At 61.6% G+C, this 24,078-nt stretch carries 19 protein-coding genes; 9 read left to right on the top strand and 10 right to left on the bottom strand.

Annotation, left to right across the window (positions count from 1 at the left end; translation table 11 throughout):
• Positions 1-30 precede the first annotated feature (30 nt).
• Entirely contained in the window at positions 31-198 is a 168-nt protein-coding gene (locus CKO35_RS18400; RefSeq protein ID WP_420870727.1) for a hypothetical protein, read from the top strand.
• Here CKO35_RS18400 and CKO35_RS00975 read toward each other — a convergent pair.
• Complete coding sequence (locus CKO35_RS00975; protein WP_200171637.1) at positions 171-1,073, bottom strand: LysR family transcriptional regulator; 903 nt, start codon at positions 1,071-1,073, stop codon at positions 171-173. The two genes, CKO35_RS18400 and CKO35_RS00975, sit on opposite strands and share 28 nt — an antisense overlap.
• On the opposite strand from CKO35_RS00975, the gene CKO35_RS00970 reads away from it, so the two are divergent.
• Genes CKO35_RS00970 through CKO35_RS00960 form a run of 3 tightly spaced genes read left to right on the top strand, consistent with a single transcriptional unit; the run spans position 1,037 to position 5,566 of the window.
• Complete coding sequence (locus CKO35_RS00970) at positions 1,037-3,181, top strand: TonB-dependent receptor domain-containing protein (RefSeq protein ID WP_200171635.1); 2,145 nt, start codon at positions 1,037-1,039, stop codon at positions 3,179-3,181. The two genes, CKO35_RS00975 and CKO35_RS00970, sit on opposite strands and share 37 nt — an antisense overlap.
• Before the next feature lie 55 nt (positions 3,182-3,236).
• Positions 3,237-4,172: an SAM-dependent methyltransferase gene (locus tag CKO35_RS00965; protein ID WP_338031735.1), complete on the top strand. Its 936-nt coding sequence runs from the start codon at positions 3,237-3,239 to the stop codon at positions 4,170-4,172.
• Positions 4,172-5,566 carry an APC family permease gene (locus CKO35_RS00960; RefSeq protein WP_200171631.1) on the top strand — a complete coding sequence of 465 codons (1,395 nt, stop codon included), beginning with the start codon at positions 4,172-4,174 and terminating at the stop codon, positions 5,564-5,566. Before CKO35_RS00965 ends, CKO35_RS00960 begins: the two co-directional genes overlap by 1 nt.
• On the opposite strand, the gene CKO35_RS00955 is transcribed toward CKO35_RS00960, so the two are convergent.
• From CKO35_RS00955 to CKO35_RS00935, 5 genes are all read right to left on the bottom strand, one after another.
• Entirely contained in the window at positions 5,561-6,466 is a 906-nt protein-coding gene (locus CKO35_RS00955) for a carbohydrate kinase family protein (RefSeq protein ID WP_338031734.1), read from the bottom strand. The genes CKO35_RS00960 and CKO35_RS00955 overlap by 6 nt on opposite strands.
• Before the next feature lie 146 nt (positions 6,467-6,612).
• Positions 6,613-7,482 carry an endonuclease/exonuclease/phosphatase family protein gene (locus CKO35_RS00950; protein WP_200171629.1) on the bottom strand — a complete coding sequence of 290 codons (870 nt, stop codon included), beginning with the start codon at positions 7,480-7,482 and terminating at the stop codon, positions 6,613-6,615.
• Positions 7,483-7,492: 10 nt separating this feature from the next.
• Entirely contained in the window at positions 7,493-8,833 is a 1,341-nt protein-coding gene (ccsB, locus tag CKO35_RS00945) for a c-type cytochrome biogenesis protein CcsB (RefSeq protein ID WP_200171627.1), read from the bottom strand.
• A gap of 27 nt (positions 8,834-8,860) precedes the next feature.
• Complete coding sequence (locus tag CKO35_RS00940) at positions 8,861-10,894, bottom strand: cytochrome c biogenesis protein ResB (protein ID WP_200171625.1); 2,034 nt, start codon at positions 10,892-10,894, stop codon at positions 8,861-8,863.
• A 193-nt stretch (positions 10,895-11,087) separates the two neighbouring features.
• Positions 11,088-11,711, bottom strand: a complete 624-nt coding sequence (locus CKO35_RS00935; RefSeq protein ID WP_200171623.1) for a c-type cytochrome — start codon at positions 11,709-11,711, stop codon at positions 11,088-11,090.
• A 170-nt stretch (positions 11,712-11,881) separates the two neighbouring features.
• Between CKO35_RS00935 and yihA the strand changes: the two genes are divergently transcribed.
• Complete coding sequence (gene yihA / locus CKO35_RS00930) at positions 11,882-12,511, top strand: ribosome biogenesis GTP-binding protein YihA/YsxC (protein ID WP_200171621.1); 630 nt, start codon at positions 11,882-11,884, stop codon at positions 12,509-12,511.
• Between the two features lie 606 nt (positions 12,512-13,117).
• Here the strand turns inward: yihA and polA are convergent.
• On the bottom strand, positions 13,118-15,820 hold the full coding sequence (gene polA / locus CKO35_RS00925) for a DNA polymerase I (RefSeq protein ID WP_200171619.1): 2,703 nt from the start codon (positions 15,818-15,820) through the stop codon (positions 13,118-13,120).
• Positions 15,821-15,954: 134 nt separating this feature from the next.
• Between polA and CKO35_RS00920 the strand changes: the two genes are divergently transcribed.
• Positions 15,955-16,680, top strand: coding sequence for an LOG family protein (locus CKO35_RS00920; RefSeq protein ID WP_200171617.1), 726 nt, complete (start codon positions 15,955-15,957; stop codon positions 16,678-16,680).
• On the top strand, positions 16,677-17,027 hold the full coding sequence (locus CKO35_RS00915; RefSeq protein ID WP_200171615.1) for a DUF2782 domain-containing protein: 351 nt from the start codon (positions 16,677-16,679) through the stop codon (positions 17,025-17,027). The genes CKO35_RS00920 and CKO35_RS00915 overlap by 4 nt, the downstream gene beginning before the upstream one ends.
• Before the next feature lie 150 nt (positions 17,028-17,177).
• Here the strand turns inward: CKO35_RS00915 and CKO35_RS00910 are convergent, their stop codons facing one another.
• The 3 genes from CKO35_RS00910 to CKO35_RS00900 are packed head-to-tail and all read right to left on the bottom strand — an operon-like array spanning position 17,178 to position 21,559.
• Entirely contained in the window at positions 17,178-18,449 is a 1,272-nt protein-coding gene (locus CKO35_RS00910; RefSeq protein ID WP_200171613.1) for an ATP-binding protein, read from the bottom strand.
• A 1-nt stretch (position 18,450) separates the two neighbouring features.
• Positions 18,451-21,297, bottom strand: a complete 2,847-nt coding sequence (locus CKO35_RS00905; protein ID WP_200171611.1) for a TrlF family AAA-like ATPase — start codon at positions 21,295-21,297, stop codon at positions 18,451-18,453.
• Between the two features lie 22 nt (positions 21,298-21,319).
• Positions 21,320-21,559, bottom strand: coding sequence for a hypothetical protein (locus CKO35_RS00900; protein WP_200171609.1), 240 nt, complete (start codon positions 21,557-21,559; stop codon positions 21,320-21,322).
• A gap of 348 nt (positions 21,560-21,907) precedes the next feature.
• On the opposite strand from CKO35_RS00900, the gene CKO35_RS00895 reads away from it, so the two are divergent.
• Positions 21,908-23,089: a tetratricopeptide repeat protein gene (locus CKO35_RS00895; protein WP_242466939.1), complete on the top strand. Its 1,182-nt coding sequence runs from the start codon at positions 21,908-21,910 to the stop codon at positions 23,087-23,089.
• An 18-nt stretch (positions 23,090-23,107) separates the two neighbouring features.
• Positions 23,108-24,028: a hypothetical protein gene (locus tag CKO35_RS00890; protein ID WP_200171605.1), complete on the top strand. Its 921-nt coding sequence runs from the start codon at positions 23,108-23,110 to the stop codon at positions 24,026-24,028.
• Positions 24,029-24,078: the final 50 nt, after the last annotated feature.

Raw genomic sequence — 24,078 nt, 5'->3', positions numbered from 1 at the left:
ATCAAGACCCTGCCCATCAAGCAGTGGGAGGTGGGACGGGAGTTCCTGCGACGGGTGAAACGGGTGAAGCAGACCTTCGATGCCGAGGGGGTGGAGATCCCCTTCCCCCATCGAACCCTGTACTTCGGTGCCGCCAGCCCGCCGGAGCTGGCACAGATGCTCAATGAAGATCACAGCCGCCAGCGCACAGGCAGTTGAGATTTCATGTGCGCCGTCAGGCATTCCACTGACTTGGACCTTAAGCCGGATCGGACCAGCATGAACAGATCCGTGGGCATGATTTCCCAGTCCGCCAGTATCCGGGCCAGTCTGCCGCGCATGATCCCGTGCCTGGGACATTCAGCAACCCAGGCCGGCAACATCCCGACGCCATATCCCCGTGCAATGCCATCGGCCAGGGTCTGCAGGGAATTAACCCGCAGCCGGGCATGGGGATTGATGTGCCGGGAATGGCCGGAATCCCTGTGGCGCAGATGGATGGCATCCGATTCACCGGTCAGCTCTATCCAGGAGCAACGCTCTATCTGATCCGGATCCTCAAGGTGACAGCAGCATGCATCCGGGTCGCTGGCGGCGTAGAGACGACGCTGCCAGCGACCCAGAGGCTGACAGGCCAACCCATGGGCCTGAACCTGGCCGCAGGCCAGCCAGACATCCACCTCGTCAAGCGGCGGTTGAGCGCCCGGTAGCAGCACCCTGGCTTCCAGGGAATATTCCGGATAACGGGCCAGGAAATCGTTCATCACCCAGATCGCCCATCCCCAGGCCATTTCATGGCTGATCCAGACACACAGATTGCGGCGCCTGTCACTGGACAGGGATTGCGCCGCCTCGCGGGCCTCCTCGGACAGCGAAAGAATTCTTTCCCCATAGTCCGCATAGCACTGACCCACCTCGGAAAGGCTCAGCCGGCCCCCTGACTGGCGGGTGAGCCGCAACCCCAGATCCTGTTCCAGCAACGCCAGACGTCGACTCAAGGTGGATTTGGGACGGCCCAAAAACCGTGCGGCCGCGGTGAGATTGCCATGATCCCGCAGTGCAATCAGGGCCTTCAACGCCTCAAAGTCACTCATCTGGTCACACGTTCCATTTTCGGGACAAGTCGTTCACAAAGCCTATCTTCTTTCCACATGGGCCAGGAGATAGCATTCTCCATCAAATGATAAACATACTCATTAACGCCTTCCATGAAAAAACGCCCATGACTCTCAAGTTACCTGCCGCTGTCAGTACTTTACTGTGCATGACGGCCTCCCTGGCCGCCCAAGCCGAAGGCAATGTGACCCAGGTCGACATGCAGCCCATCAGCATCGAGGGCTCACACATTGACAATACGCAAATCATCCCCACGGAACAGATGACACGGAATCTTGCCGCCTCGGTGGCGGATGTCTTCCGGGATCAGAGCGCCATCACCATCGGGGGTGGATCACACAATGCTCAACGCCTCTATCTGAGGGGGATTGATGCCTCCAATCTGAACATCACCATTGACGGCGCCATACAGGGACGCAGCCTGTTCCAGCATCATGGTGGTATCGGCTCACTGGATCCCTACCTGCTGAAACGGGTGGAAGTGCTGGCCGGCCCGGGGGCTGACCGGGGGGCCGGAGCGCTGGGAGGGGCAATACGATTCGAGACCGTCGACGCGCAGGATCTGCTGTCCCCTGATCAGCAGTCAGGTGCAACGATAAGGGCAGGCTATTACACCGCTGACCGCTCCGATCACGGTGCCGCAACCGCGTATACCCGGCTGGGCAGTCACAGTGGATTGATGGCCCATATCAAGGGCGTCAATCGCGAAGACTATGAAACCGGCGGAGGCGACAGGGTACACGGCTCCGCGGGGCGGGATCGCCATTACTTTATCAAGTTCAGCCTTCTGGAAAACGAAGGTCATTCACTCCGGCTGAGTGCTGAAAGAAGCCGAAACAGTGGGCTCTATCGCTGGGCGGCCGGTGATGGTGCATACGACCCGGATGCCCCGCTTGAATATCAGATCAATGACAGGGACACCTACATCGTCAACTACCGCTATCATGCACTACATACCCCCCTGGTCAATCTCTCACTGAACCTGTTCAATAATGAAAACACCTTGAACAATCAGACCAGAAACAATGAAACCACCAGTACCGGAAAAGGTTTTGAACTGAGAAACAATGCCGTTATCGACTGGATTTCAAGCACACACAATCTGGTAACAGGCATCGACTATTACACGGAAGATGGAGAGATCTACAACAATGGCGAACGCCAGGGACACAGAAACAACCTGAACAACCTGGGCTTGTTCATTCAGGACCATGTCTATATCGGCAGACTGACACTCTCCGGCGGAGCAAGGTTTGACCGTTATGAAACCGACTACGGCCGCATCGCAATCAGTGGCAACGAAATCTCCCCCAATGCAGGTATCGAAGTCAACATTGGCAAGGGCTGGAGTACGTTTGCCAACTACGGAGAAGCGGTGCGCAGTACCGGCGTCATACCCATCGGCTGGCTGGCATCAGCCGTGGACACACCCACATTCAATGCACAAACCGGCAAACGCAGTTTCGGTCGAAGTTTCAGACCGGAAAGCTCACAGCAGAAGGAAGCCGGCTTTCGCTATCAGGCACGGGGCCTATTTCACGATGCCGATCGTTTCGATGCCTCCCTGACCTATTTTCATAATGACATTGACAATCTGATCGTTCAGATAGGTGGTAGCCGCGGCCAGCCAGTCACGGGTTTTTATAACGATGACCGGGTCACCAGCAAGGGGTGGGAAGCCAGGACCTCCTGGCAGAGTGGTCGTTATCAGACAACCCTTTCATACCTGCATGCCAAAACGGTGGATCAGAACGGTGACCGGATCACAACCATTCGGCGCGTGGGTAGCAATACCGGCGATCGACTGGTCTGGGATCATGTCTGGCGAATCGAAAAAAATATGACCATGGGGTACACCCTCGTCGCCCAGGCAGGACTGGAAGACGGTGAGATTGACCGTTCCGGCCATACCCTCCATCACGTACAGGCCCAATGGCAACCTGCACGCATACCTGCATTATCACTGTCGCTGGCAGTGAGAAACCTGTTTGATCGCCGCTATAGCGAACAGACCACCATCGGGGATGACGGCGCCACGCTGGAACCGGGGCGAGACATCAGAATGATGGCCCGTTATCAGTTCTGACATTCAGTCCTTCAGGGATGTACTGAATCCTTAATTCCTGCTCAGCAGGATTCCAATGATCAGCCACAAGTCCGTGCCTCCCGCTTTCAAGGGGGGCACGGCCGGGGCTTGCCCCGTAGTTTCCATTCTTTGGTGTTTTCTTATCAATCACGCTCACAACAGGTGGGATTCATCCATGCGTATTTTCAACCGCCCATGCAGAAACCGGCTTTTTGGTGCATCCATCTTCCTGATGATGCTTTGTTCACCCCTGTCTCTCCAGGCACAGACACAGGAAACCGGTGGCGGACTCTTTCTGGTCAGCACAGGTACCGGAGATATCGGGCACATGACACAACGGGCCATGGAAATCATCCAGGGCGCAGATGTCATCTTCACCATGCGGCAATCACGGGAAAAATTTGAACATCTGCTCGATGGCAAGGAGATTCACGACGCCGGACACGGCCTGTTCCAGAGTCTGGCCCGGAGAGATCTGAGTGACGCGGATGTGGATGTCATGGAAAACACCGTTCGGGCCATCATTCGTGACGCCATCGCGCAAGGCAAACGTGTCGTGATTCTGGATAACGGCGATCCCACCCTCTATGGCCCCCATATGGGATACGTTAAGGAATTTCATGACCTGTCGCCGGTCATCATTCCGGGCATGTCCAGCTTCAATGCCGCCAACGCCGCCATGGGACGGAGCGTCATCGGATCCGGGCGGCACGCTTCCATCACCATCACCAGCGCGCGGACTGAAGTGGAAAACCTGCGCAAACTGGCCGATGCCGGGTCAACCCTGGTGATCTTCATGAATCGGAATCTGGACGAATTCACGGACAGGCTCAAGCCCCATTTTGCCCCGGATACCGCCATCTCCATCGTGACTCACGCAGGCGATTCCGGACGTGAACAGGTGACCCACGGCACTTTGAGCAACATCGTCGAGAAGGCGGCAGACCGGATCCAGGGCCCACACATCATCTACATCTGGAGCAGCCTCTGATGTCGGATGGCCACGGCTCCAGGGATGGTCTCGGGCGTGAGATCGGACTCACCACCGCAACTGTCATTGTCATCGCCAACATGATAGGCAGCGGCATTTTCACCACGTCCGGCTTCATGATGGGAGAACTGGGTCATCCCGGCATCGTCATGGCATGCTGGGTCCTCGGCGGGCTGTTTGCCCTGACCGGGGCGCTTTGCTACGGAGAACTGGGGGCCATGATCCCCCGGGCCGGGGGGGAGTACGCCTATTTGCGGGAAGCCTTCGGGCCATTACCTGCATTCCTGTCAGGCTGGATATCCCTGATCGTGGGGTTCTCCGCCCCCATTGCGGCCGCGGCCATCGCCTTCTCCGTCTATTTTCTGGGAGGGGAGGCCATGAAACCCTGGCTGACCCTGGACATCGGGCATCATGCCCTGGTGACCTTCTCCACCGCTTCAGTCGTGGCGTGCAGCGTCATCCTGGTGCTGTCCATGATCCACCTGCATAGCCTGAAGCTGGGAGCCGGCACCCAGAACCTGCTCACCGCCCTGAAAATTCTGTTTGTGGCCACTTTCATCGTTGGAGGACTGGCCTTCGGTGCGGGCAATACAGACCATTTTTCGCAAACGATCGCGGATTTCCAGTTGACCGGAGAAGGTCTGGCCGTCTCTCTGGTATTCGTCCTGTTCGCGTACAGTGGCTGGAATGCTGCCGCCTACCTGGGCGGCGAGATCAGGAATCCGGGGCGTAACCTGCCCCTGTCCCTGGCAATCGGTACCCTGCTGGTCAGTGGTCTGTATCTGCTGATCAATATCGTCTATATCTACGCGCTGCCACCGGAGCACATGAGCGGAGTGCTGGATATCGGGAATGCCGCGGCTACCGCGCTCTTTGGCGATGAAATCGGCACACTGTTCAGCCTGGGCATCGCACTGGGACTGCTGTCCGTCATCAGCGCCATGATCATGGCAGGTCCCAGGGTCTATTTCGCCATGGCGCGAGATGGTGTCTTTTTCAGGCAATGCGGCGAGGTCCACCGAACACACCGCACTCCCGCATGGGCCATTGCCTTTCAGGGCATCCTGGCCACCATCATCATCTTGACGACCAGTTACGATGCCCTGCTCATTTACATCGGCTTTACCCTGTCCATCTCATCCAGCGGGGCGGTACTCGGCCTGATGTATCTTCGGCACAAGCAGCCACAACGCCAGCGGGCCTACAGAACCCTGGCCTACCCTTGGACACCGCTGATCTTCATCGCCGGTAACGGCTGGATCATCGGATACGTTCTCTACAGCAGGCCAAGCGTGGCCCTGTACGGGCTGCTCACCATCATGGCCGGTATCCTGCTGTACTACCTGTTTGCCGGCCGCACCGTGAAATCGGACATGGATACGGAAACCTCATGAGGCCTTCCACGGATTGACGCTTCCCTGATAAAACTCCCGATCCTCCGTGGTGGCCCCGTGCAGGGTACAGACCTTGGCGGCAAAATCCGCCGCGCGGGTCAGGATGGTTTCCCAGTCCCAGCCCTGCAGGATGCCGGTCAGGGTGACGGCACTGAAGGCGTCCCCAGCCCCCACGGTATCCACCAATCCCGCCACCGGCGGCGCCGACCGCTGGTGAAGCTCACCCTCGCGGGTGAGCACCATCGCACCCTCCGACGCCCGGGTGACGATCACCGCCGACAACCCGTACCGTTCCAGGGTAAGACGGGCCTGAGCCACTAGATCCGGCTCATCGGGCGCCGGAGACAGCGCCACCAGTTCATCCTGGTTGAGCTTGACCCAGTGGGCATGGGCCATCCAGCCCTGCACGGTGTCACGATCCCACCATGGGGCGCGCAGGTTCACGTCCATGAACACCGGGGCCGACAGGCGCTCGCGCAGTGCTTCCAGGGCCCGCCGGGACACAGGATCGCGCAGGGCCAGACTGCCGTGGTAGAGCACCCCGGCCCGGGCGGGAGCTGCCGCCAGGGCCAAAGCGGTGTCGATGTGGTCGTAGGCCTGGTCGGGGAGGATGTCATAGCGAGGCTCGCCGCCCTTGAGGGTCACCCTGACCTGACCCGTGGGATGGCCGGGGTCCGTTTGCAATCCCTCCGGACGCATGTCCCAGTGACTCAGGGCCTGCATGACACGACGGCCCAGTTCATCATCCCCCACGGCGCCGACAAAGAGCGGATCCGCCCCCAGTCCCTTGAGATTCCAGGCGACATTGAAGGGCGCGCCGCCCAGGATGGAACGATCATCGAAGCAGTCGAACAGGACTTCGCCGAAGATCACGGGCTGGTTCTGAGGTGTCCGGGTCACAGGAGGCCTCCCGCCGTCGGTGAGTGGCCTTTCAGCTTAGGCAGGGGGATGGCCGTGTGCAACCCGATGCAGGTTTTGGGCGGGAAATATACCGAGGGGCTACGCTGTTCGCGGCCAGGGCCGCTCCCACAGCGGCCCTGGAGGCATTACTGGCAGAACTGTTCGATGCGGGTATGGGCCATCCGCACGGTTTCGGGAATCACCAGCTCCACGCCCACCGGCAGGTGATCGGAGTAGTTCAGGTTGTAGACATGGACCTGCTCCAGCCCCAGCCCGGGGGTCACCAGGATGTGGTCGAAGGCATGCATGGGCCGCCAGCTGGGATAGGTCTTGGCGCTGGCCAGGGGCTCCTGCAGCCGGGTATGACTGACCAGACGCTGCACCTCCTGGGAATGGGCCGGGGTGTTCATGTCTCCCATCACCACCACGTGCTCATGGTCGCGCAGTACCTCGGCGATGTACTGCATCTGCAGCATGCGGGCCTTGCGACCCAGGGACAGGTGCACCAGCATGATGACCAGGGAATCCTCCCCATGGTGGGCGCCGAAATGGGCCTCCAGGGCGCCCCGTCCGGGGATGCGCCCGGGCAGGCGATGCTCCACCACCGAGTGGGGCCGGAAGCGGGACAGCAATCCCAGGCTGTGCTTGGCCAGCTTGCCCAGGTTGCGGTTGGTCTGGCTGTACCAGTAGGGGAAGTCCCCCCGGTGGGCCAGGTATTCGGCCAGGTTGATGAAGTTGCTGCGCAGACTGCCGGCGTCCAGTTCCTGCAACCCCACCAGATCGAACCCGGAAATGAAGCGGGCGATGCTGTTCAGGTTGCCCATGCGCCCCTCGTAGGGCAGCACATGCTTCCAGCTGTTGGTCAGGTAATGGTGGAAGCGCCCCGAGGCAATGCCCACCTGGACGTTGTAGCTGAGAATCCGCAGCCGCTGCCCCCCCGCCACCGGCGGGGTGCTGGGTCCGATGGACAGAGTGTCGGCCAGGGCGGCATGATCATATCCGTTGTTGCCTTGCATGTATCCGGACTCAGAGACTTCCATAGGAATGCAGCCCGCCCAGGAACATGTTCACCCCGACAAAGGCAAACGTGGTGATGAGAAGGCCCAGGATGGCCCACCAGGCCATGGGAACGCCGCGCCATCCCTTGGTGAAGCGCAGGTGCAGCCAGGCGGCATAGTTGAGCCACACGATCAGGGCCCAGGTTTCCTTCGGATCCCATGACCAGTAGGCCCCCCAGGCCTCCGCCGCCCACATGGCGCCCAGCACCGTGGCGATGGTGAAGAAGGCAAAGCCGATGGCGATGGACTTGTACATCACATCGTCCAGCACCTCGCGGCTGGGCAGCCGCCGGGCCAGCAGGCCGTCAGGCCGGCGCCGCTCGCCCCGGGCCCGCATCAGGTAGGCCACCCCCAGCATGGCGGCGATGGCAAAGCCGCCGTAGCCCACGAAGTTGGTGGGGACATGCACCTTCATCCACCAGCTCTGCAGGGCCGGCACCAGCGGCTGTACCACGTGGGCCTCCCGGTCCAGGGTGTACCAGAGCAGGAAGGCCACGGCGGCGCTGACCACCATCATGACAAACCCGCCCATGCCCAGATTGCGGGTACGGCCCTGGTAGTAGAGGTACATCAGCACCGTGATGACACAGAAAAGGACGAAGACCTCCCACAGGTTGCTCACCGGGATGTAACCCCAGGTGGGGTCGTGCAGGTAGGTTTCACGCCAGCGCACCAGCAATCCGGCCAGGCCGAAGGCGGCGGCGCACCAGGCCAGGACACTGCCCACCCGGGCGGCGAAATCGGTGCTGGCAATGGGGCCCAGCAGGGCACCCACCGCCACCAGCAGGACCAGGGGACTGGCCCATTCCAGTCCCGGGACCAGACCACTGCGCCCCATCCACAGCCCCAGCATGCCCACGGCACCGGTCACCGCGGCGGTAACCAGGGCCGGCATCACGCCACGGCCGGCCTCGCGCCGGAACAGCGACGCCAGATAGGCGGTGGTGGACATATACAGCAGCGCGCACATCCACATCACCGCGGCCTCGCCCGAGACCAGGTACTTGAGGAAGAAATTGGTCTGGGCGCTGGCGAGGGTGTCACCATAGCTGAACACCCCCACCAGACTCATGCCGGTCACCGCCAGGGCGTAGCCCTTGAACGATTTCCAGTACCAGCCCAGCCACAGACCGGAAGCGGCGGTAACCACCAGGGTTCCAGACTGGTAGATGTTCATCCGGCTACCGTAGACGGCCAGGACGAAGATCGTGGCCACCACCACGCCGGCGGCCCAAAGCCAGTCCGCCGGGGACAGGCGACGGAAGTAACCGGGATATTCTGCGCTTACGGTGTCTTGGGCGACGGACATGTGCTTACCTCGCAATCAGAATCATGGTCAGGCGCGGGCATCCTGATCCGCGGGCGCGGGCCGTGACTCACCCAGAACGGCCCGGGATATTTCATCGAATTCCCTGTTGAAATCCATCGTGTTGCGGTTACTGGTGCCCGCCAGTACCAGGCCGGCGCCCTCGGGACGGGGTTGCACCCAGAGCCAGCAACGGCGATGGCTCACATACAGGAGCAGGAAGATGCCCAGGATCAGCATCACGCTGCCGGCATAGACCACCGCCTGCCCGGGGGCCCGGGTGATCATCAGGCCGGAGGCCTGGATATGTTCAAAGTCATTCAGGCGCAGGAAGAACGGCGAGCCGTAGAACGGCAGGGCATTAATGGCCCGCAGGGCATCCTCCAGAAACCGTTCATCCTCCTCGCTGACCACCTCGATCCCCTCTTCCGCCAGCACCCGCAGATAGATGGCATCCAGTCCGGAATTGAGGATCCGCAGAAAGATGTCCGCCATCCGGTCCCATTGTCCCTCGGGCGCCTGTTCCTGTACCTGGGCGATCACCTCTTCATAGCCGCCGGCGGCGAATGTTTCCAGCAGACCGCGCATGGTCTCGGCCACCTGGGCTCGGAGCCCTTCATCCACGCCCTCGAACTGGCCGGCGGCGGTTCGGGTGGCCTCGTCCACCACCTCGGCCACCACGGCGGGATCGGTCAATTTGGCCAGAAAGCGCATGAAACGGTCCACGCCATCTCCCTGGGGATCCAGGGGAATGTAGAGGAAACTGAAGGGCTCTGCCGGATTCTGCCGCACACCACTAAGAAGATACCGGCGGCCGTCCCGTTCAATGGGCTGCTGGAAGTTGCGATGAAACCAGCCTGCACCACTGCTGTCCCGGACCACGAACTCGAAGCTCGGCCCCATGTCCATGCGCTCGCGCACGCCGTCTTCCTCGATCAGGGTCGGGTTGGTGTCGCTGAAATCGGTGAATTCCACCCGCAGACGGCTTCCGTCCTCCCCGGTCTGGGAGTAGGTGCCAAAAACACGGGCATCGAATGGCATGGGGCGGTCGGCGCCTCGACCCAGGGGGAACATGTCCAGACTCAGGCGTGAGCCACCATCCCGGAAGCTGGCCTGGTAGATGGTATAGCCCCGATGCACCAGCGGATGGTTCACGCTGATGGTATGCGCCAGGGGTTCATCCAGCAGCGCGTCATGGATGACCAGGTCGGTCTCAAAAGCACGTTCCTGGCCGGTGGCATGACGTTCCACCCGGAACGCCTTCACCTCGATGTGAAACGGCAACTCCTGCACCACGTAACCGTCCCGCATGGTCACGAAGGCCACGTCCACCCGCTGCCCTTCCGGAATCTCCACCGAGCCACGGAATGAGGGATTGGAGATGGAGACACGGCTCTGCTCGGGGATCTCCGAGACGGGGACCTGGCGGGTTTCGATCTCCAGCCGGCCCGTGAACTCCGCCAGCATCAGAGGCAGACGACCGTCCACCAGGCCACCGATGCAGATGACCACGATGGCCACATGGGTGAAGAAATACCCCAGACGGCCCGCACTGCCGCGCATGGCAGACAATACCCGGTGATCGCCATGATCCGCCTGCCGCACCCGGTAGCCGCGGGCCCGGAACACGGCCTCGGCCCGGGACATGAGCGCCGCCGGTGCCTCGGGATGGGCGTCCCGTTGCACATTGTGCTGGAAACTGCGCAGGGACTTGTCCTTCACCCCGAGCCGGAACGCGCGCATGTCGCGGATCATGGCCGGCGTACTGCGATAGACACAGACACTGGTGGAGATCACCAGAAAGACAAGGATGAGCAGATACCATCCGGCGGAGTAGACATGATAAATGCCCAGGGTACGGAACAATTCATGCCAGAAGGGGCCATAGTCCAGCAGATAGGCCTCGTAGGACTGGTTCTGCTGCAGGACGGTACCCACCACCGAGGCCACCGCCAGGGCAACCAGCAGGGTGATGGCCAGGCCCATGGACCCGAGAAAAGCCATCAGGATGGCAAAGGTGGATCGCCGGCCTGGCGGCGTCGGGTCGGTGGACGTGCTGCTCATGTCTCTCGGGTCGGAAAGTGGTTGCCTGTTTGACCCTCAAAGGCAGACTAGTTCTGCCGCGGGGCGCAAACACCACGTGATCAGCAGGTCTTGTTGTCCTGGATCAAATACCTTCGGGACTCAAGACATGCCGGAAGGAATCAAAAAAGGGTGGCCGCGGGGCCACCCTTTCAGAGGTCTTGCCGATCCGGTGTTACTTGGCCGGCAAAGTGGCGATGTACTCCGCCACGGCAGACATTTCCTCGTCGGTCATGCGACCGGCCACATTGCGCATCATGCGGCCGGGGTCATTGGCGCGCAGGCCGCCACGGAATTGCTTGAGCTGATCAAGGGTATACACGCCATGCTGGGCGGACACACTGGGGAACACGGCGGCGGGGTTGCCCTTGCCGTTGGGGCCGTGGCAGGCCACACAGGCGGCCACGCCAGTGGCATTATTACCACCGAAGTAGATCTGCTTGCCCAGGGCCAGCTTTTCCGCACTGGCGGCGGAGCGGCCGGGGGCGGGGGTCTGACTGGCGAAATAGGCGGCCAGATGGGGCAGATCTTCCTCATCCAGCACGGCAACCTGGGGGTTCATCAGGGCGTGGCTGCGACGACCGGCCTTGTAATCCTGCAACTGCTTGAGCAGATAGGCTTCGTCCTTGCCGGCGATCTTCGGCCAGGCAGGGACCACACTGTTGCCGTCGGCCTGGTGGCAGGCCACGCAGGGACTGGAGAGTTCCTTGCCGCGCACCGGATCACCGGGCTCGGCCAACAGCGACGCCGACATGCTCATACCCAGTGTGGCGACGGCGATAAGGACAAGTTTTTTCATCTTGGGTTGACTCCTGAACCTGAAACAATAAGCGCTTCGTTGGTAACCTGACACTGATTCGCGCGCCGGGCGCAGCCTCAAAATAGCCGCAATGTATAGCATACTAACTCCACCGTCGCAAAAGTCGACGACGGTCAACCAGTCATACAACACAGCGAGTCAGATCATCCATGAACCCGGCTTACCACCAGGCGGAATTCCTCACCAGCGCCGCCAGCCTCGGGGGGCTGCCACCGGAACAGGGCCTTGAAGTGGCCTTTGCCGGCCGGTCCAACTCAGGCAAGTCCAGTGCCATCAACACATTGTGCCAGCAACGGGCACTGGCGCGCACCAGCAAGACCCCGGGAAGAACCCAGTTGATCAATTTTTTTGCCCTGGACGGGGAGCACCGGCTGGTGGACCTGCCGGGCTACGGCTATGCCAAGGTACCGGAAGCGATGCGGCGTCGCTGGGGGAAGCTGATGGAAGACTACCTGACCCGGCGCGCCTGCCTGCGAGGACTGGTGCTGGTCATGGACATCCGTCACCCCCTGACGGACCATGACTGGCAGATGATCGGCTGGGCCCATGCCCGGCACCTGCCCCTGCATGTGCTGCTGACCAAGTCAGACAAGCTCAAGCGCGGACCGGTACTGGACACGGTGAGACAGGTGGCGCGGGCACTGGGCAATGAAGGCATCGAGGCAACGGTACAGCCGTTCTCTTCACTGAAGAAACAGGGGGTGGATGACGCCCATTCCGTGCTGGATGGGTGGCTGTTCAGCGAGGAAAAGCCCGCCAGCTCCGGGGAGCAGGCATAAAAAAGCCCCGGTTGCCATTGGGGGTTGGCGTGGACCGGGGCAGGGTCCGGCTCGACTTGGGGGAGTTCGAGCCATCCCGCTCAGGGAGGTAAGCGGGAAGCGCCGGGCTGCAGCGCTTGTGTGATAAGACCCCCCGTTTCACACATGGTTCACCAAATAAGTCGGGTAAAGAAGAAATTTTTCCGCAGGGCGAAAAAAACCCCGGAGCACTTGCGTGGTCCGGGGTCAGGTTGGGCTCGACTTGGGGGAGTCAGAGCTACCCGCCTAGGGGGTTAAGCGGGGAGCACCCATGGAAGCGGTGCTCACTGAGTAAAGACTATCTGCCCGGCAGTTAGTTCTCGATACCGGCGGGACTTTTCCGATCTGTGAAAGATGTCTCAAAAAAGGGGCCTATCAGGGCGGTTTCAGCGCCGTTTTCAGCGAAATCCGGCAGGAACATCAGGACCGGGACAGGCACCTCCGCCCGCCATCGCCGGCCCCTTCATCAGGGGCGGGGGCCACCCTGAATGCGTCATTCCCGCGAAAGCAGGAATCCAGCGACGGCATGCCGGAAGCGATGACCGAGGGATCGTTCGGGTGCCTGTAGCCGACTTGTGTTCTTTCAAGTTATGCATGAGCGGCGTCCCAGTTGTCCCCCACCCCCACTTCCACCAGCAGCGGGACATCCAGCTCGGCGGCACCGCACATCAGCGCGGTGATCCGCTCCCGGGCCGACGCCACCTCGGCCGCGTCCACCTCGAACACCAGCTCGTCATGCACCTGCATGATCATGGTGACACCGGGGGATTCCGCCTGAATCCATCCGTCCACCGCCAGCATCGCCCGCTTGATGATGTCCGCGGCGGTGCCCTGCATGGGCGCATTGATGGCCACCCGCTCCGCCTGGGCGCGCACCTGGGCATTGCGGGCACGGATATCCGGCAGATGGAGACGACGCCCGAACAGGGTTTCCACGTACCCCTGCTCCCGGGCCTGCTCACGGGTGCCGTCCATGTAGGCCTTCACCCCCGGATAGCGGGCAAAATAACGGTCCACATAGTCCTGGGCCGAACCCCGGTCGATCCCCAGCTGCCGGGCCAGCCCGAAGGCGGACATGCCGTAGATCAGACCGAAATTGATGGCCTTGGCCGCCCGCCGCTGCTCCGTGGTCACGGCCTCCACCCCCACGCCGAAGACCTCGCCGGCGGTGGCCCGGTGGATATCCTGCCCGTCGGCAAAGGCCTGCAACAGCCCCCGGTCACCGGACAGATGGGCCATGATGCGCAGTTCGATCTGGGAATAGTCCGCCGCCAGGATCCGGCGCCCCTCGGGCGCAACGAAGGCCTGCCGGATGCGGCGGCCCTCCGGGGTGCGGATGGGAATGTTCTGCAGATTGGGCTCCGAGGAAGACAGGCGCCCGGTGGAGGCCACCGCCTGATGATAGGAGGTGTGGACCCGCCCCGTATCCCGGTCAATGCGCTCCGGCAGCCTGTCGGTGTAGGTGGACTTGAGCTTGGACAGCCCACGATGCTCCAGAATCAGGCGCGGCAGAGGGTAGTCCAGGGCCAGCTGTTCCAGGACATCCTCGGCGGTGGAGGGCTGGCCCTTGGGGGTCTTGCGGATCACGGGCAACTGCTGGCGCTCGAACAGGATCTCCTGAATCTGCTTGGGTGAGCTCAGGTTGAAGGCGGTGCCGGCCAGATCGTAGGCCTCCCGCTCGATCTGGCCCATGCGGTCGGCCAGCTCATGACTCTGGGTGAACAGCAGTTCCGGATCCACCAGCACCCCGGTTCGCTCCATCCGGGAGAGTACCGGGACCAGGGGGATTTCGAGGGTTTCGTAGATCCGTCGCTGCCCCTCCAGATCCTTGAGCCGGGGCCAGAAATGCCGGTGCAGCTGCAAGGTGATGTCCGCATCCTCGGCCGCATAGGGGGCGGCCTCGTCCAGCCGCACCTGAGAGAACGGGATCTGCTTCGCCCCCTTGCCGGCCACGTCTTCGTAGTGGATGGTCTTCAGCCCCAGGCAGCGCTGGGCCAGGCTGTCCATGTCGTGGCGCCCGGCGGTACTGTTGAGCACGTAGGAGGCCAGCATGGTGTCATGGGTGATGCCCCGCAGCTCGATGCCGTGGTTGAGCAGGACATTGCGATCATATTTCAGATGATGCCCCAGCTTGGGTCGATCCGGATCTTCCAGCAGGGGGCGCAGCTTCTCCAGGGTCTCGTCCAGGGGCAGCTGGTCCGGGACATCCCCATAGTCGTGGGCCAGGGGCAGATAGGCCGCCTCGTGGGGGGTCACGCTGAAGGACAGTCCCACCACCCGGGCCTGCATGTAGTCCAGGCTGGTGGTTTCGGTGTCGAAGGCGAACAGCGGCGCTTCTGCCAATCGCGTCATCCAGCGCTCCAGCTGTTCCGCTGCCAGGATGGTTTCGTAACGGACCTCGGGTGCCGCTGCATTGCCGGGCTCCGGGACCGGTTCGCCCCCTTCCAGCTCGGCCTGCCATTGGCGGAACTCCAGATGGGCCAACAACTCACGCAATTGCGACGTGTCGGCCCCCTGCAACTGAAGGTCCCGGGGCTCCCGGTCCAGTGCCACGTCACAGCGCACCGTCACCAACTCCCGGGACAGGGGCAACCACGCCAGGGCGGTGCGCAGGTTTTCCCCCACCTTGCCCTTGATCTCGTCGGCCCGGGCCATGATCTCATCCAGGCTGCCATGGTCCTTGAGCCATTTCACCGCCGTCTTCGGACCCACCTTGTCCACACCGGGGACATTGTCCACGGCATCTCCCACCAGGGTCAGGTAATCCACGATGCGCGCCGGAGGGACACCGAACTTCGCCTCCACCCCGGCTTCGTCCATCACAGTGCCGTTCATGGTGTTGACCAGGGTCACCCCCGGCTCCACCAACTGGGCCAGGTCCTTGTCGCCGGTGGAAATGATCACCTCCATGCCCGCCCGACAGGCCTGCCGGGTCAGGGTGCCGATGACGTCGTCGGCCTCCACCCCGGCCACCACCAGCATGGGAATGCCCATGGCCTGTACCAGCGCGTGCAGGGGCGCCACCTGGGCCGACAGCTCATCCGGCATGGGTGGGCGATGGGCCTTGTATTCGGCATAGAGGTCATCGCGGAAGGTCCGGCCCTTGGCATCAAAGACCACAGCCATATGGCTGGGCTGATACTCCCCGATCAGCTTGCGCAACATGCCGGCCACGCCATAGACCGCCCCGGTGGGCTCGCCGCGGGAATTGGTCAGGGGAGGCAGGGCATGGAAGGCGCGGTAGAGGTAGGAAGATCCGTCCACCAGGATCAGGGGAGATGAAGTGTTCACCAGGCGGGTTCTCAGCAGTGTTCAAGGACCAGGACCACAGGGTACCCGGGTGCGCGGGATCAGGCCAGCCACTAGCCACTGGCCGCCCGGAGGGCTAACCTTGCCGGAGCACACAACAATGAAAAGGGGCCGACATGAAGAGCCACGAACGCGCCAGCCATCCGGGACTGCAACCCATGGACGACACCATGCTCACCCGCGAGAGCTGGAAGATATTCCAGATCATGGGGGAGTTCGTGGAAGGGTTCGAGCGCCTGGCCCGCATCAAGCCGTCGGTGAGCATCTTCGGCTCTGCCCGCATTCCTCCCGGAAACCCCACCTATGCACTGGCGGAGGACATCGCCCGTCAGCTCTCCGACGCGGGTTTTGCCGTGGTCAGCGGTGGCGGTCCCGGCATCATGGAGGCGGCCAACAAGGGCGCCTTTGCCGGCAAGTCCCCCAGCATCGGCCTGAACATCCAGCTTCCCCACGAGCAGACGGCCAATCCCTATCAGGATGTCTCGCTGGATTTCCGGCATTTCTTCTCCCGCAAGGTGATGTTCGTGAAATATGCCTCCGCCTACGTGGTGCTGCCCGGAGGCTTTGGCACCCTGGACGAACTGGCGGAGATCCTCACCCTGGTGCAGACCAACAAGACCCGGCGCATCCCCATCATCCTGGTGGGCAGCAGCTTCTGGCGGGGACTGCTGGAATGGTTTGAAACCACCCTGGTGACGGAAGGCACCATCAGCGAGGAAGACCTGGACCTCTATACTCTCGTGGATGACGCCAAGTCCGTGGTGGACGCGATCTTCAATTTCTACGAATTCGGCGGCCTGGAACCGACCTCCGAAGAGAGAGAGAGGCTGATGGACCTGTGAACAGCTACCGTACCCTGCCCATTGTTCTTGCCGCCCTCCTGTTCTGGCCGGCCGCCCTCCCCCTTTCGGCCCAGGAGCAGGCGGCACCGCCCCCACCGCCGCTACTGGACGACAGCGACATTGCCACCCGGGAACTGATGGAGCCCGCGGTGACCATCATCGAGCGGGAGGGGGAACGGATCGAGGAATACCGGCTCCATGGGGAGCTTTACATGATCCGGGTCACACCGGCCAACGCGCCCCCTTATTACTTGGTGGACACGGACGGAGACGGCCAGCTGGAGACCCGCATGACGGAGCTGGATGCCAAGATCCTGGTGCCGGCCTGGGTGATCTTCCGGTTTTAGTCGGTATGTCTCGCAGGTGGGGAAAGCATGGCTTGACCTGAATGCTGAAGGTCGCGATCCGACTGCCCTCCCGGTGCGCTTCCCCGCGCGATGGGACGGCGGCGACCTCGCACCGACACGGGCTCGCCGCGTTCGATCATCCCGTTCATCTTATTCATCCGCTTCGGGCGGTACGGCTGCCGGGATGACCAGCAACAGCTCGGAATCATCAATCAACCGGTACACCGGGCGCCTGCCGGACAATCGTTCGCTCTGATCCAGGATGATCTGAACACCCTCGCCACGCTTATCCATCATGGCGCCGCGACCTGTTATGGCTTTGTCAGCCGCGGGCACTTGGCACTTGGCCAGCAGGCTGGTGATGGCTTCGTTGCGGGCGGCCTGACGGTAGGGAAGGCTGTCCACCGTCATGGTGTTGGGGATGGCGCCGGGAGAATACAGCTCAAGCCGATCCGCAAACATCCGCAGACGGATTTTGGCGCCGTGGATGGAGTAATCCCGGTGGGCAACGGCATTGACCAACGCCTCGAAGACGGCCGTCATGTCGTATTGCGGCAAATCACGCCGGCCCTCATCCTTAATGGCGTAGACCTGCATGTTCTTGCGGACGAAGTGACAGGCCGCCAGCACCTGGACGTTGAGCGGCCCTGTGATGTCCTGGGCATCGAGCTGATAGGCCGTGTCACCCTGCGGCAGCACCTCGGTGCCACGATACGCCACGGCCTGAATGAAGGCATTCGGCAACCAGCGGCGGGGGTCTGTACTCGCCATCAACACGCCGGTAATCGTAGGGCGAAGTGCTCCGTCGGCATCGGAACGCGCCATGGCGAGCTTGTCCAGCAGCACCTCGCGCGAGTCCTGCACGCGGGGGCTGGCAAAACGCTGCCACAGGTCGTCGGCAAGATCGTCGAGCGTGGCGCCGGGCACCGGCTGCTCGTCGAAGCGGATAATGCGGACTTGGCTGCGTTGCTGGAACAATCGTGCCAGATAATCCGGTGCCATCTCGCGCTTGGCGCTGCCAACGCGGTGCAAATAACCACCAGGGCTTTTATGCACGAACAGGCTGCCCGTGACATCGACTTTCAAAACCGGCAGTTGTTCGCCAGAGGTACTGGGCAGGGTCAGGCGCTCGATCACTGGCGTCAGCGGTGGGGTGATGCTGTCCAGGCAAATTTGCCGGACGAAATCCTCCACCAAGTCCAGACGCTCAAGGGGAATGCCAAGCACCTCCCGGGTATTATTATCAATGCCCAGCACGCATACACCGCCACGGCTGTTGGCAAAGGCCGCTAGTTCATCGGCCAGGGAATCTTTATGGGGTGCCGATACCTTTGGACCGGTAAAGCGCACTTCCTTCAGTTCCAGATAGGAGTCCTCCCCCAGGCGAATCTTGTCAATCAAGTCGGCAATGTTGTCGAACACGTCAAACCTCCCTTCCCAGGCGCTGATAACGCCGTTCAAACGCCTCTTCGCCACCCTCCATCACTTGGCAGACTTCCCGGCGCATGGCCTTGTCCTGCAAGGAGCCGGTTTGCTTCACATGGCACTGGTGGTTGAAGTCCAGCACATGAATCAGCTCCGCGTCACCATTGACAACGATGTTGGGGTTGTGGGTCACGATGATGAGCTGACGGCGCAGTTTGTTGCTGCGAATTTGCTGGACCACCAGGCCGTAGATCAGGTGATTGTCGAGATCATCCTCGGGCTGGTCGAGTACCAGCGGCTCGTCGCCGTGCGCCAGCAGGAAGGCCAGCATGGCGGCTGCGCGCTGTCCGGCGGAAGCTTGGCCGATGGATTGAAAGTCCCGACCATCGCCTTTGCGGCTGTACTCTACTTGCAAACCGTCTTCGGGGAACCAGCAGAGAATGTGATCGACGAACTCAGGGCGCTTGTCGGCCTCAGCTTTCAGGAATCTATTGAACCACCCGCCAAACTCCGCACTACCACCGCATGCCTGCAACAGGCGCTTCTTTTGCGCCAGCAACGCCTGCTCAAAGGCCGCTGTGTCCCATGCTTCCGGCTGTCCGATAAGATCAACCGTGCCCAGTAGGTCTGCCACAAGCCCCTTGGGGGACTCACCATCTTGCGCCTGATACAGGTCGTCCACGTATTTGCCGTCAGCAGCGCCGAGCACCTCCCGCAATGAGTGCTCGATGCCTTGCGCATCCCGGCTGTAAGGGATCAGCTCAATCCGCACAAAGGGATTGCCGTGCAGCGTTGTCTGTAGAAACGCGCTGCGCTGCGCGCTGATGGCGCGGCGGGCGGACTGCACCTGCTCCAGTAACACTTTGGCTTTTTCGCGCAGATTCACGTGCTGCTTCTGCAAGGCCTCCAGCCGCCTCAAATCAGCGTCCAGCCGCTGCTTTTCCTGCACCAGACGGCCGTACTCGCTGGGGTCGCTGACCCCCTGTTGCTGCAATTCAGCCTTGAGCTGATCATAAGCCGCCTTGGCCACACCGATCCGCGCAAACCAGGGCGATGCATCCAGTTCTCCGCGCAGGACTTGCCCGCGCTCCCGCAGCGCGACAGCCGCGCTTTCGACCTCCTGCCTCGCTTTGTCGATGGCCGCGTGCAGCGCCTGGACGAGACTCAGTGCTGGACCGTCTTCGGCGGCATCGAACAACCTCTCCGGCAAGTCTTCCGCCAGCAAGTCTGCAGCAACGTCCTTCAAGCGGGCAGCCAGTTCGGCGGAAGCTTCAAACTGACGTTCCAGCTCGCGGCTTTGTCGGCTGGTGCGCTGGTAGTTCTTCAATACCGCCGCATGGTCAGCACCCTCGAAGCGGGCAAGCTTGCACTGAATGTCTTGCAGGGAAAGCGTCAACGACTCGCGCCCTTGCAGCTTGCCTTCCAGCTCGCGCATCTGTGCCCGAGCGGCCAGGAAAGCACGCTTGGCCTCTTCGAAGGCAGCCTGCTGCGACTGCGTGCCAGCCGCATCGTCGATCACCTTCAGCAATGCCTGCTGGCTGTCGCCGGCCAAGGCCGCAATCTGCCCCTGACTGAACAAGCGCAGCGGGAAGCGTTGTTCGGTGATGGTTTGGCTGACCGAGGGTTTGAAACCAGCTGTGGCGACGTCCCATTCTTCCACCGCATGCCCGTGGCCATCCTGCCGCCAGATCAGGCGATAGGACGTGCCATCACGATGCACTTGCACGTGAATGGCGGTTTCCGCGCGCAAACCGCCTTCGTCGTTGCGGGTCTTTGCGATTTTGTTGAAGCGGTTGAAGGTCTGCCCCGCTTCCGAGGCGGGTGACAGCTCCCGCTCCCGCCGATAGGCCAAACGCAGGGCATGCACAATGGTCGATTTGCCAGTACCGCGTCCGCCGATCAGGGCATTGAAGTAGGGGTTGAGGGGCAAGCTGGCGGGCAAGCTGCCCCGCCCCATATAGCGCGCCTCGCGGATTTCAATCGACTCGATGAAATGCTCGGGCGTGTTGAACGGCGTAAAACCGCTGCTTTCATCACTGCGCCGAACGGAGATCTCTTGCCCATCCAGCAGCGCAAGGCGCAAGCCTTCCAGGCTGGGCTTGGCCATCTTGATCCAGGTGTAGCGCGACCCTGGAACAGCCGCACCCTGGAAGCTGTGGCAATCGCTACCGACCACGCTGGCAAAGCGCAGCTTCAGTTCGTCCAGCACCATCGGCGTAGGACTGGAAGATGCTGCCCACTCCAGGGCCAGGATGCCGGGTTCCTGCAAAACCTGCTTGACCGTGATGGTATCCAGCAGGCATTTGCGCGTGCCGGGCTCGACCTGCAGCAGTCCCTTGTCACCCTCTACATGTGCCGGAATGGCAAGACCGCCCTCTGCCAGAATACGCTCCACCACCTGGGCGGCACCGATTCGAGTGACGCCATCGCTGTCGCCGCGCGTGCCTTGGTAGTCCACCCTCGCCAGCAGGTCGCTGACGGTCTGGCTGGTAGCCGACGGGTCGAAGATCGCCAATATATGAAAGCCGCCCTGCACCGAGATTTCCACGCCAGGGAACAGGTGCAATTCACGGAAACCGACAGGCGGAGTTCCAGCGTCGGCCTGGCGCTTCATGTCTGCATAATCAGTCTTGAGCTTGTCGATCCACTCACCCGTGTTATGGTCGGTGACCGCCACGCAGTCAATCTCGGCGGCCATGTACTTGAGCAGCCAGGTTTGCGGCGTCAGTTCATCGGACGTGCCGATGGCGGCTTGCCAGGCATTCGTATCTTTGGAAGCCGGGGTGTGAGCATGGAAATCGAACTTCCACCAGCGTGCGCCGGGATAGGACCAGGGTTGGCTCATGCTCTTCTCCTGATTGCGGCCATCATTCCTCCGCCTTGGTTCTCGGCACCGGCATGAACGCCTGCACCTCATCCCTGAACGGGCTGTCGTCGAACTCGTCCAGATCGCAGGTGAGACACGCCTCAATGTCCTTGCACGACAAACGGTGCTTATGCAGCGGGATGCCAAGATCCTGGTGCTGTCCTGGATGATCTTTCGGTGCTAGCCAGCATTTCTCACACGCAAGGAACGCATAGCTGACACCAGTGCCGAACCGTTCCACGCAGATTCTGGCTGCAGGCCGAGAGTTTTCCAGATTACGCCCTTGGGTGGAAGGTTCCTGGAAGGTGAACGGATACGGGAAGCCGAGGGCGCGAGCCTGGGGTGACACGTATCGGGGAACGATGTTCTGGTCAAATGCCGGTGGGCAGGATAGAGTCGGGCACAGAGGGCAGGGCTCGTTTTCGGGGCTCTCATAGTTATCCTCCTCGCCTGTGAAACAACCTTTCAAACTCATTATCTGAGCGCATCGAAGGCCACTTTGCCGACCCCGTGGCCACATCATGCAACGACAGCGAGCAACCAGAAAATGGCCACCCGAAGACAGCCTTCTTTGGATCCGGAAACCCTGTTGGAAGAGCTGCTCATCGATGCGTATGGCGACGATGAGCAGCTCTGGGCGCTGCATGCAGGGATCGAGGATAGCCTTGATCTGCCGATGGATGTGCACGTCATCGGTGAGCCGCTCACGCTCATCGCCATCGACTACGATGGCAACGCAAGGAGGGGACTGGTGGCCTCGTGCCGTGGCGCAGACGGGACCGAGCACCGAGTCGCCTTCGCCGATATCCAGCTTGCCCCCGACGCCGCTGGCTATCCGTATCTGGTGGCCTACTGCCGTTGGCTCGGTGTGCAACCTGCCAGCCCCCGACCACGGCGCGACTCAGGGAGGGAAGCGCGTGACCTCACTGCGGGCGAAGAAGATATCGATCCGGCGAAGCCCATGGATCTCATCGTCGTTGCGGTGAAACAACGGGCTGCGCGCTGTCGATTCATCGGGAGCGAACGGGTGATCACCCTGCGCGCGGCATCCCTGGACGGGATGGTGCCCGGCCAGGTGGTCACGGTGCAGGCAAACAAGCATTGGCGCTTCAACGGACACCCCTACCTGTCCGGGAAGATCACCTCCAACCGCATCGATGCGCCCGCGCTAGGGCTTACCCCGCTTGCCTTGAACGAGTTTGGAGCCTGGGACCCAGCTGATGCCTATGGGGGCGAGGCTGATGAGTCTATCGAGCATTGGGCCAGGCCGATGATTGCGCGTGGACCCCGGCCGGTGTTCGAGATGGCGCAGGTGCTGCCGGGCCACAATCCGGACGACTTCGACTCGGACCCAATCCTTGAAGCGAACGATCTCAATGGTGCTGGCGACACGGAGGCGGCGCAGGACATCCTCACCCAGCTGCTGGAGTCTGATCTACGCTGCCTCGACGCCCATGCGCATCTGGGTAACCTGTTATTCCAGACCAGCCCTGAATGGGCGATCAACCACTACGAGGTCGGCGTTCGCATCGGTGAGTTGTCGCTGGGCCCAGATTTTGACGGTGTGCTTGCCTGGAGCCTCATCGACAACCGGCCCTTCCTGCGCTGCATGCAGGGCTATGGGCTGTGCCTCTGGCGGTTGCAGCGCTGGGAGGAGGCAGAGCACGTGTTTGAGCGCATCCTGCTGATGAACCCGCTGGACAACCAGGGGATCCGTTTCCTCCTGCCGGCCGTCCGGGGGCACGAGGCATGGGTAGATGATGAAGACTGAGAACCGACTGAGCGGCCCGTGACCAGGAAGAAAAGCACCCCGACCTCCATCAAGGTCTCCGCCCGCCGGCCCATAGCCGACAAACTCATCAAGAAGATGCGCAGTCATGTTGGCGCCAAGGTCGTCGACCTCAGTGCTGTCATGGAAGGCAAAAAGAACGCCCAGGCCCTGCAGAAAACCGTCGCGAGTGCTGAGTATCTGACTGACCTCCATCCTGCTCACGCGATCTACATGTACGCGCAAAACCAGGCCTCGGTGATGGCCGAACAGCTCACCATGCTGAATGAGATGGGCCGCTTGACCCGGCTCATCGACAAGGCCGAGGACGAGTACATGCCAAGCGGCCCACCAATGAGTCCGCTCACCCCTTCATTCTTCACGTGCTGGGCGTTCTTCGATGCCTGCGTCGGTCTGGGTCGGGAGACCCTTGGCACGACAGTCATGGCGGTCGGGAAGACGTTCGGCATGCACGAGGAACTGGTGCGCGTGATCGGTCTGATGCAGGACTCCCGGATGGCGGTGTACGCCCACGAGGGTTTCAGCGACGGCGCAATCGTCCTGTGCGAACTGGTGACCAACCGGATCTGCAAGGCCATCTGCCCATCGGGCTATGACGGGCGGGCAGGGGAACTCTGGTACGCCCGAGTGCTCCTGCCCCCGCATGACGGCATGGATGTACACGTGGTTTTCACCACGCCCTACGTCCTGATCGACCCGGCCGAAAGCGAATGGTTGGCCTACTTTGAGCGGACACTGCCGCTGGAAACGCCCGAGAAGCGTATTGCCGCCTACGAACGGCATATGAAGTGGGAACCCGCGCGAAATTACTGGGCTGAGTTCGTATTCGAGGCATACGTCAACCACCGCCACGATATGATCTTCCTCACGGGCTTGCCGGATGTGCCCGAGGGTCGACCGCATTCCCAGGTAAACAGTTGACGCGCAGGTGATCTACGGCTGAGTGGTCCTACCCGATGGACCTGGCTATG

Origin of the sequence: Ectothiorhodospira shaposhnikovii (genome assembly GCF_016584105.1) — a bacterium.
In the GTDB taxonomy this organism is placed as follows: domain Bacteria; phylum Pseudomonadota; class Gammaproteobacteria; order Ectothiorhodospirales; family Ectothiorhodospiraceae; genus Ectothiorhodospira; species Ectothiorhodospira shaposhnikovii.
The sequence above is the reverse complement of the archived record's forward strand: the minus strand, read 5'-3'. Positions and strand labels throughout refer to the sequence as shown.

Excerpts from the sequence above, each read along its gene's own strand:
- CKO35_RS00975 (WP_200171637.1), bottom strand. The coding sequence starts at position 1,073 with ATGAGTGACTTTGAGGCGTTGAAGGCCCTGATTGCACTGCGGGATCAT.
- CKO35_RS00965 (WP_338031735.1), top strand. The coding sequence starts at position 3,237 with ATGATCAGCCACAAGTCCGTGCCTCCCGCTTTCAAGGGGGGCACGGCC.
- CKO35_RS00960 (WP_200171631.1), top strand. The coding sequence starts at position 4,172 with ATGTCGGATGGCCACGGCTCCAGGGATGGTCTCGGGCGTGAGATCGGA.
- CKO35_RS00950 (WP_200171629.1), bottom strand. The coding sequence starts at position 7,482 with ATGCAAGGCAACAACGGATATGATCATGCCGCCCTGGCCGACACTCTG.
- ccsB (WP_200171627.1), bottom strand. The coding sequence starts at position 8,833 with ATGTCCGTCGCCCAAGACACCGTAAGCGCAGAATATCCCGGTTACTTC.
- CKO35_RS00940 (WP_200171625.1), bottom strand. The coding sequence starts at position 10,894 with ATGAGCAGCACGTCCACCGACCCGACGCCGCCAGGCCGGCGATCCACC.
- CKO35_RS00935 (WP_200171623.1), bottom strand. The coding sequence starts at position 11,711 with ATGAAAAAACTTGTCCTTATCGCCGTCGCCACACTGGGTATGAGCATG.
- yihA (WP_200171621.1), top strand. The coding sequence starts at position 11,882 with ATGAACCCGGCTTACCACCAGGCGGAATTCCTCACCAGCGCCGCCAGC.
- CKO35_RS00920 (WP_200171617.1), top strand. The coding sequence starts at position 15,955 with ATGAAGAGCCACGAACGCGCCAGCCATCCGGGACTGCAACCCATGGAC.
- CKO35_RS00905 (WP_200171611.1), bottom strand. The coding sequence starts at position 21,297 with ATGAGCCAACCCTGGTCCTATCCCGGCGCACGCTGGTGGAAGTTCGAT.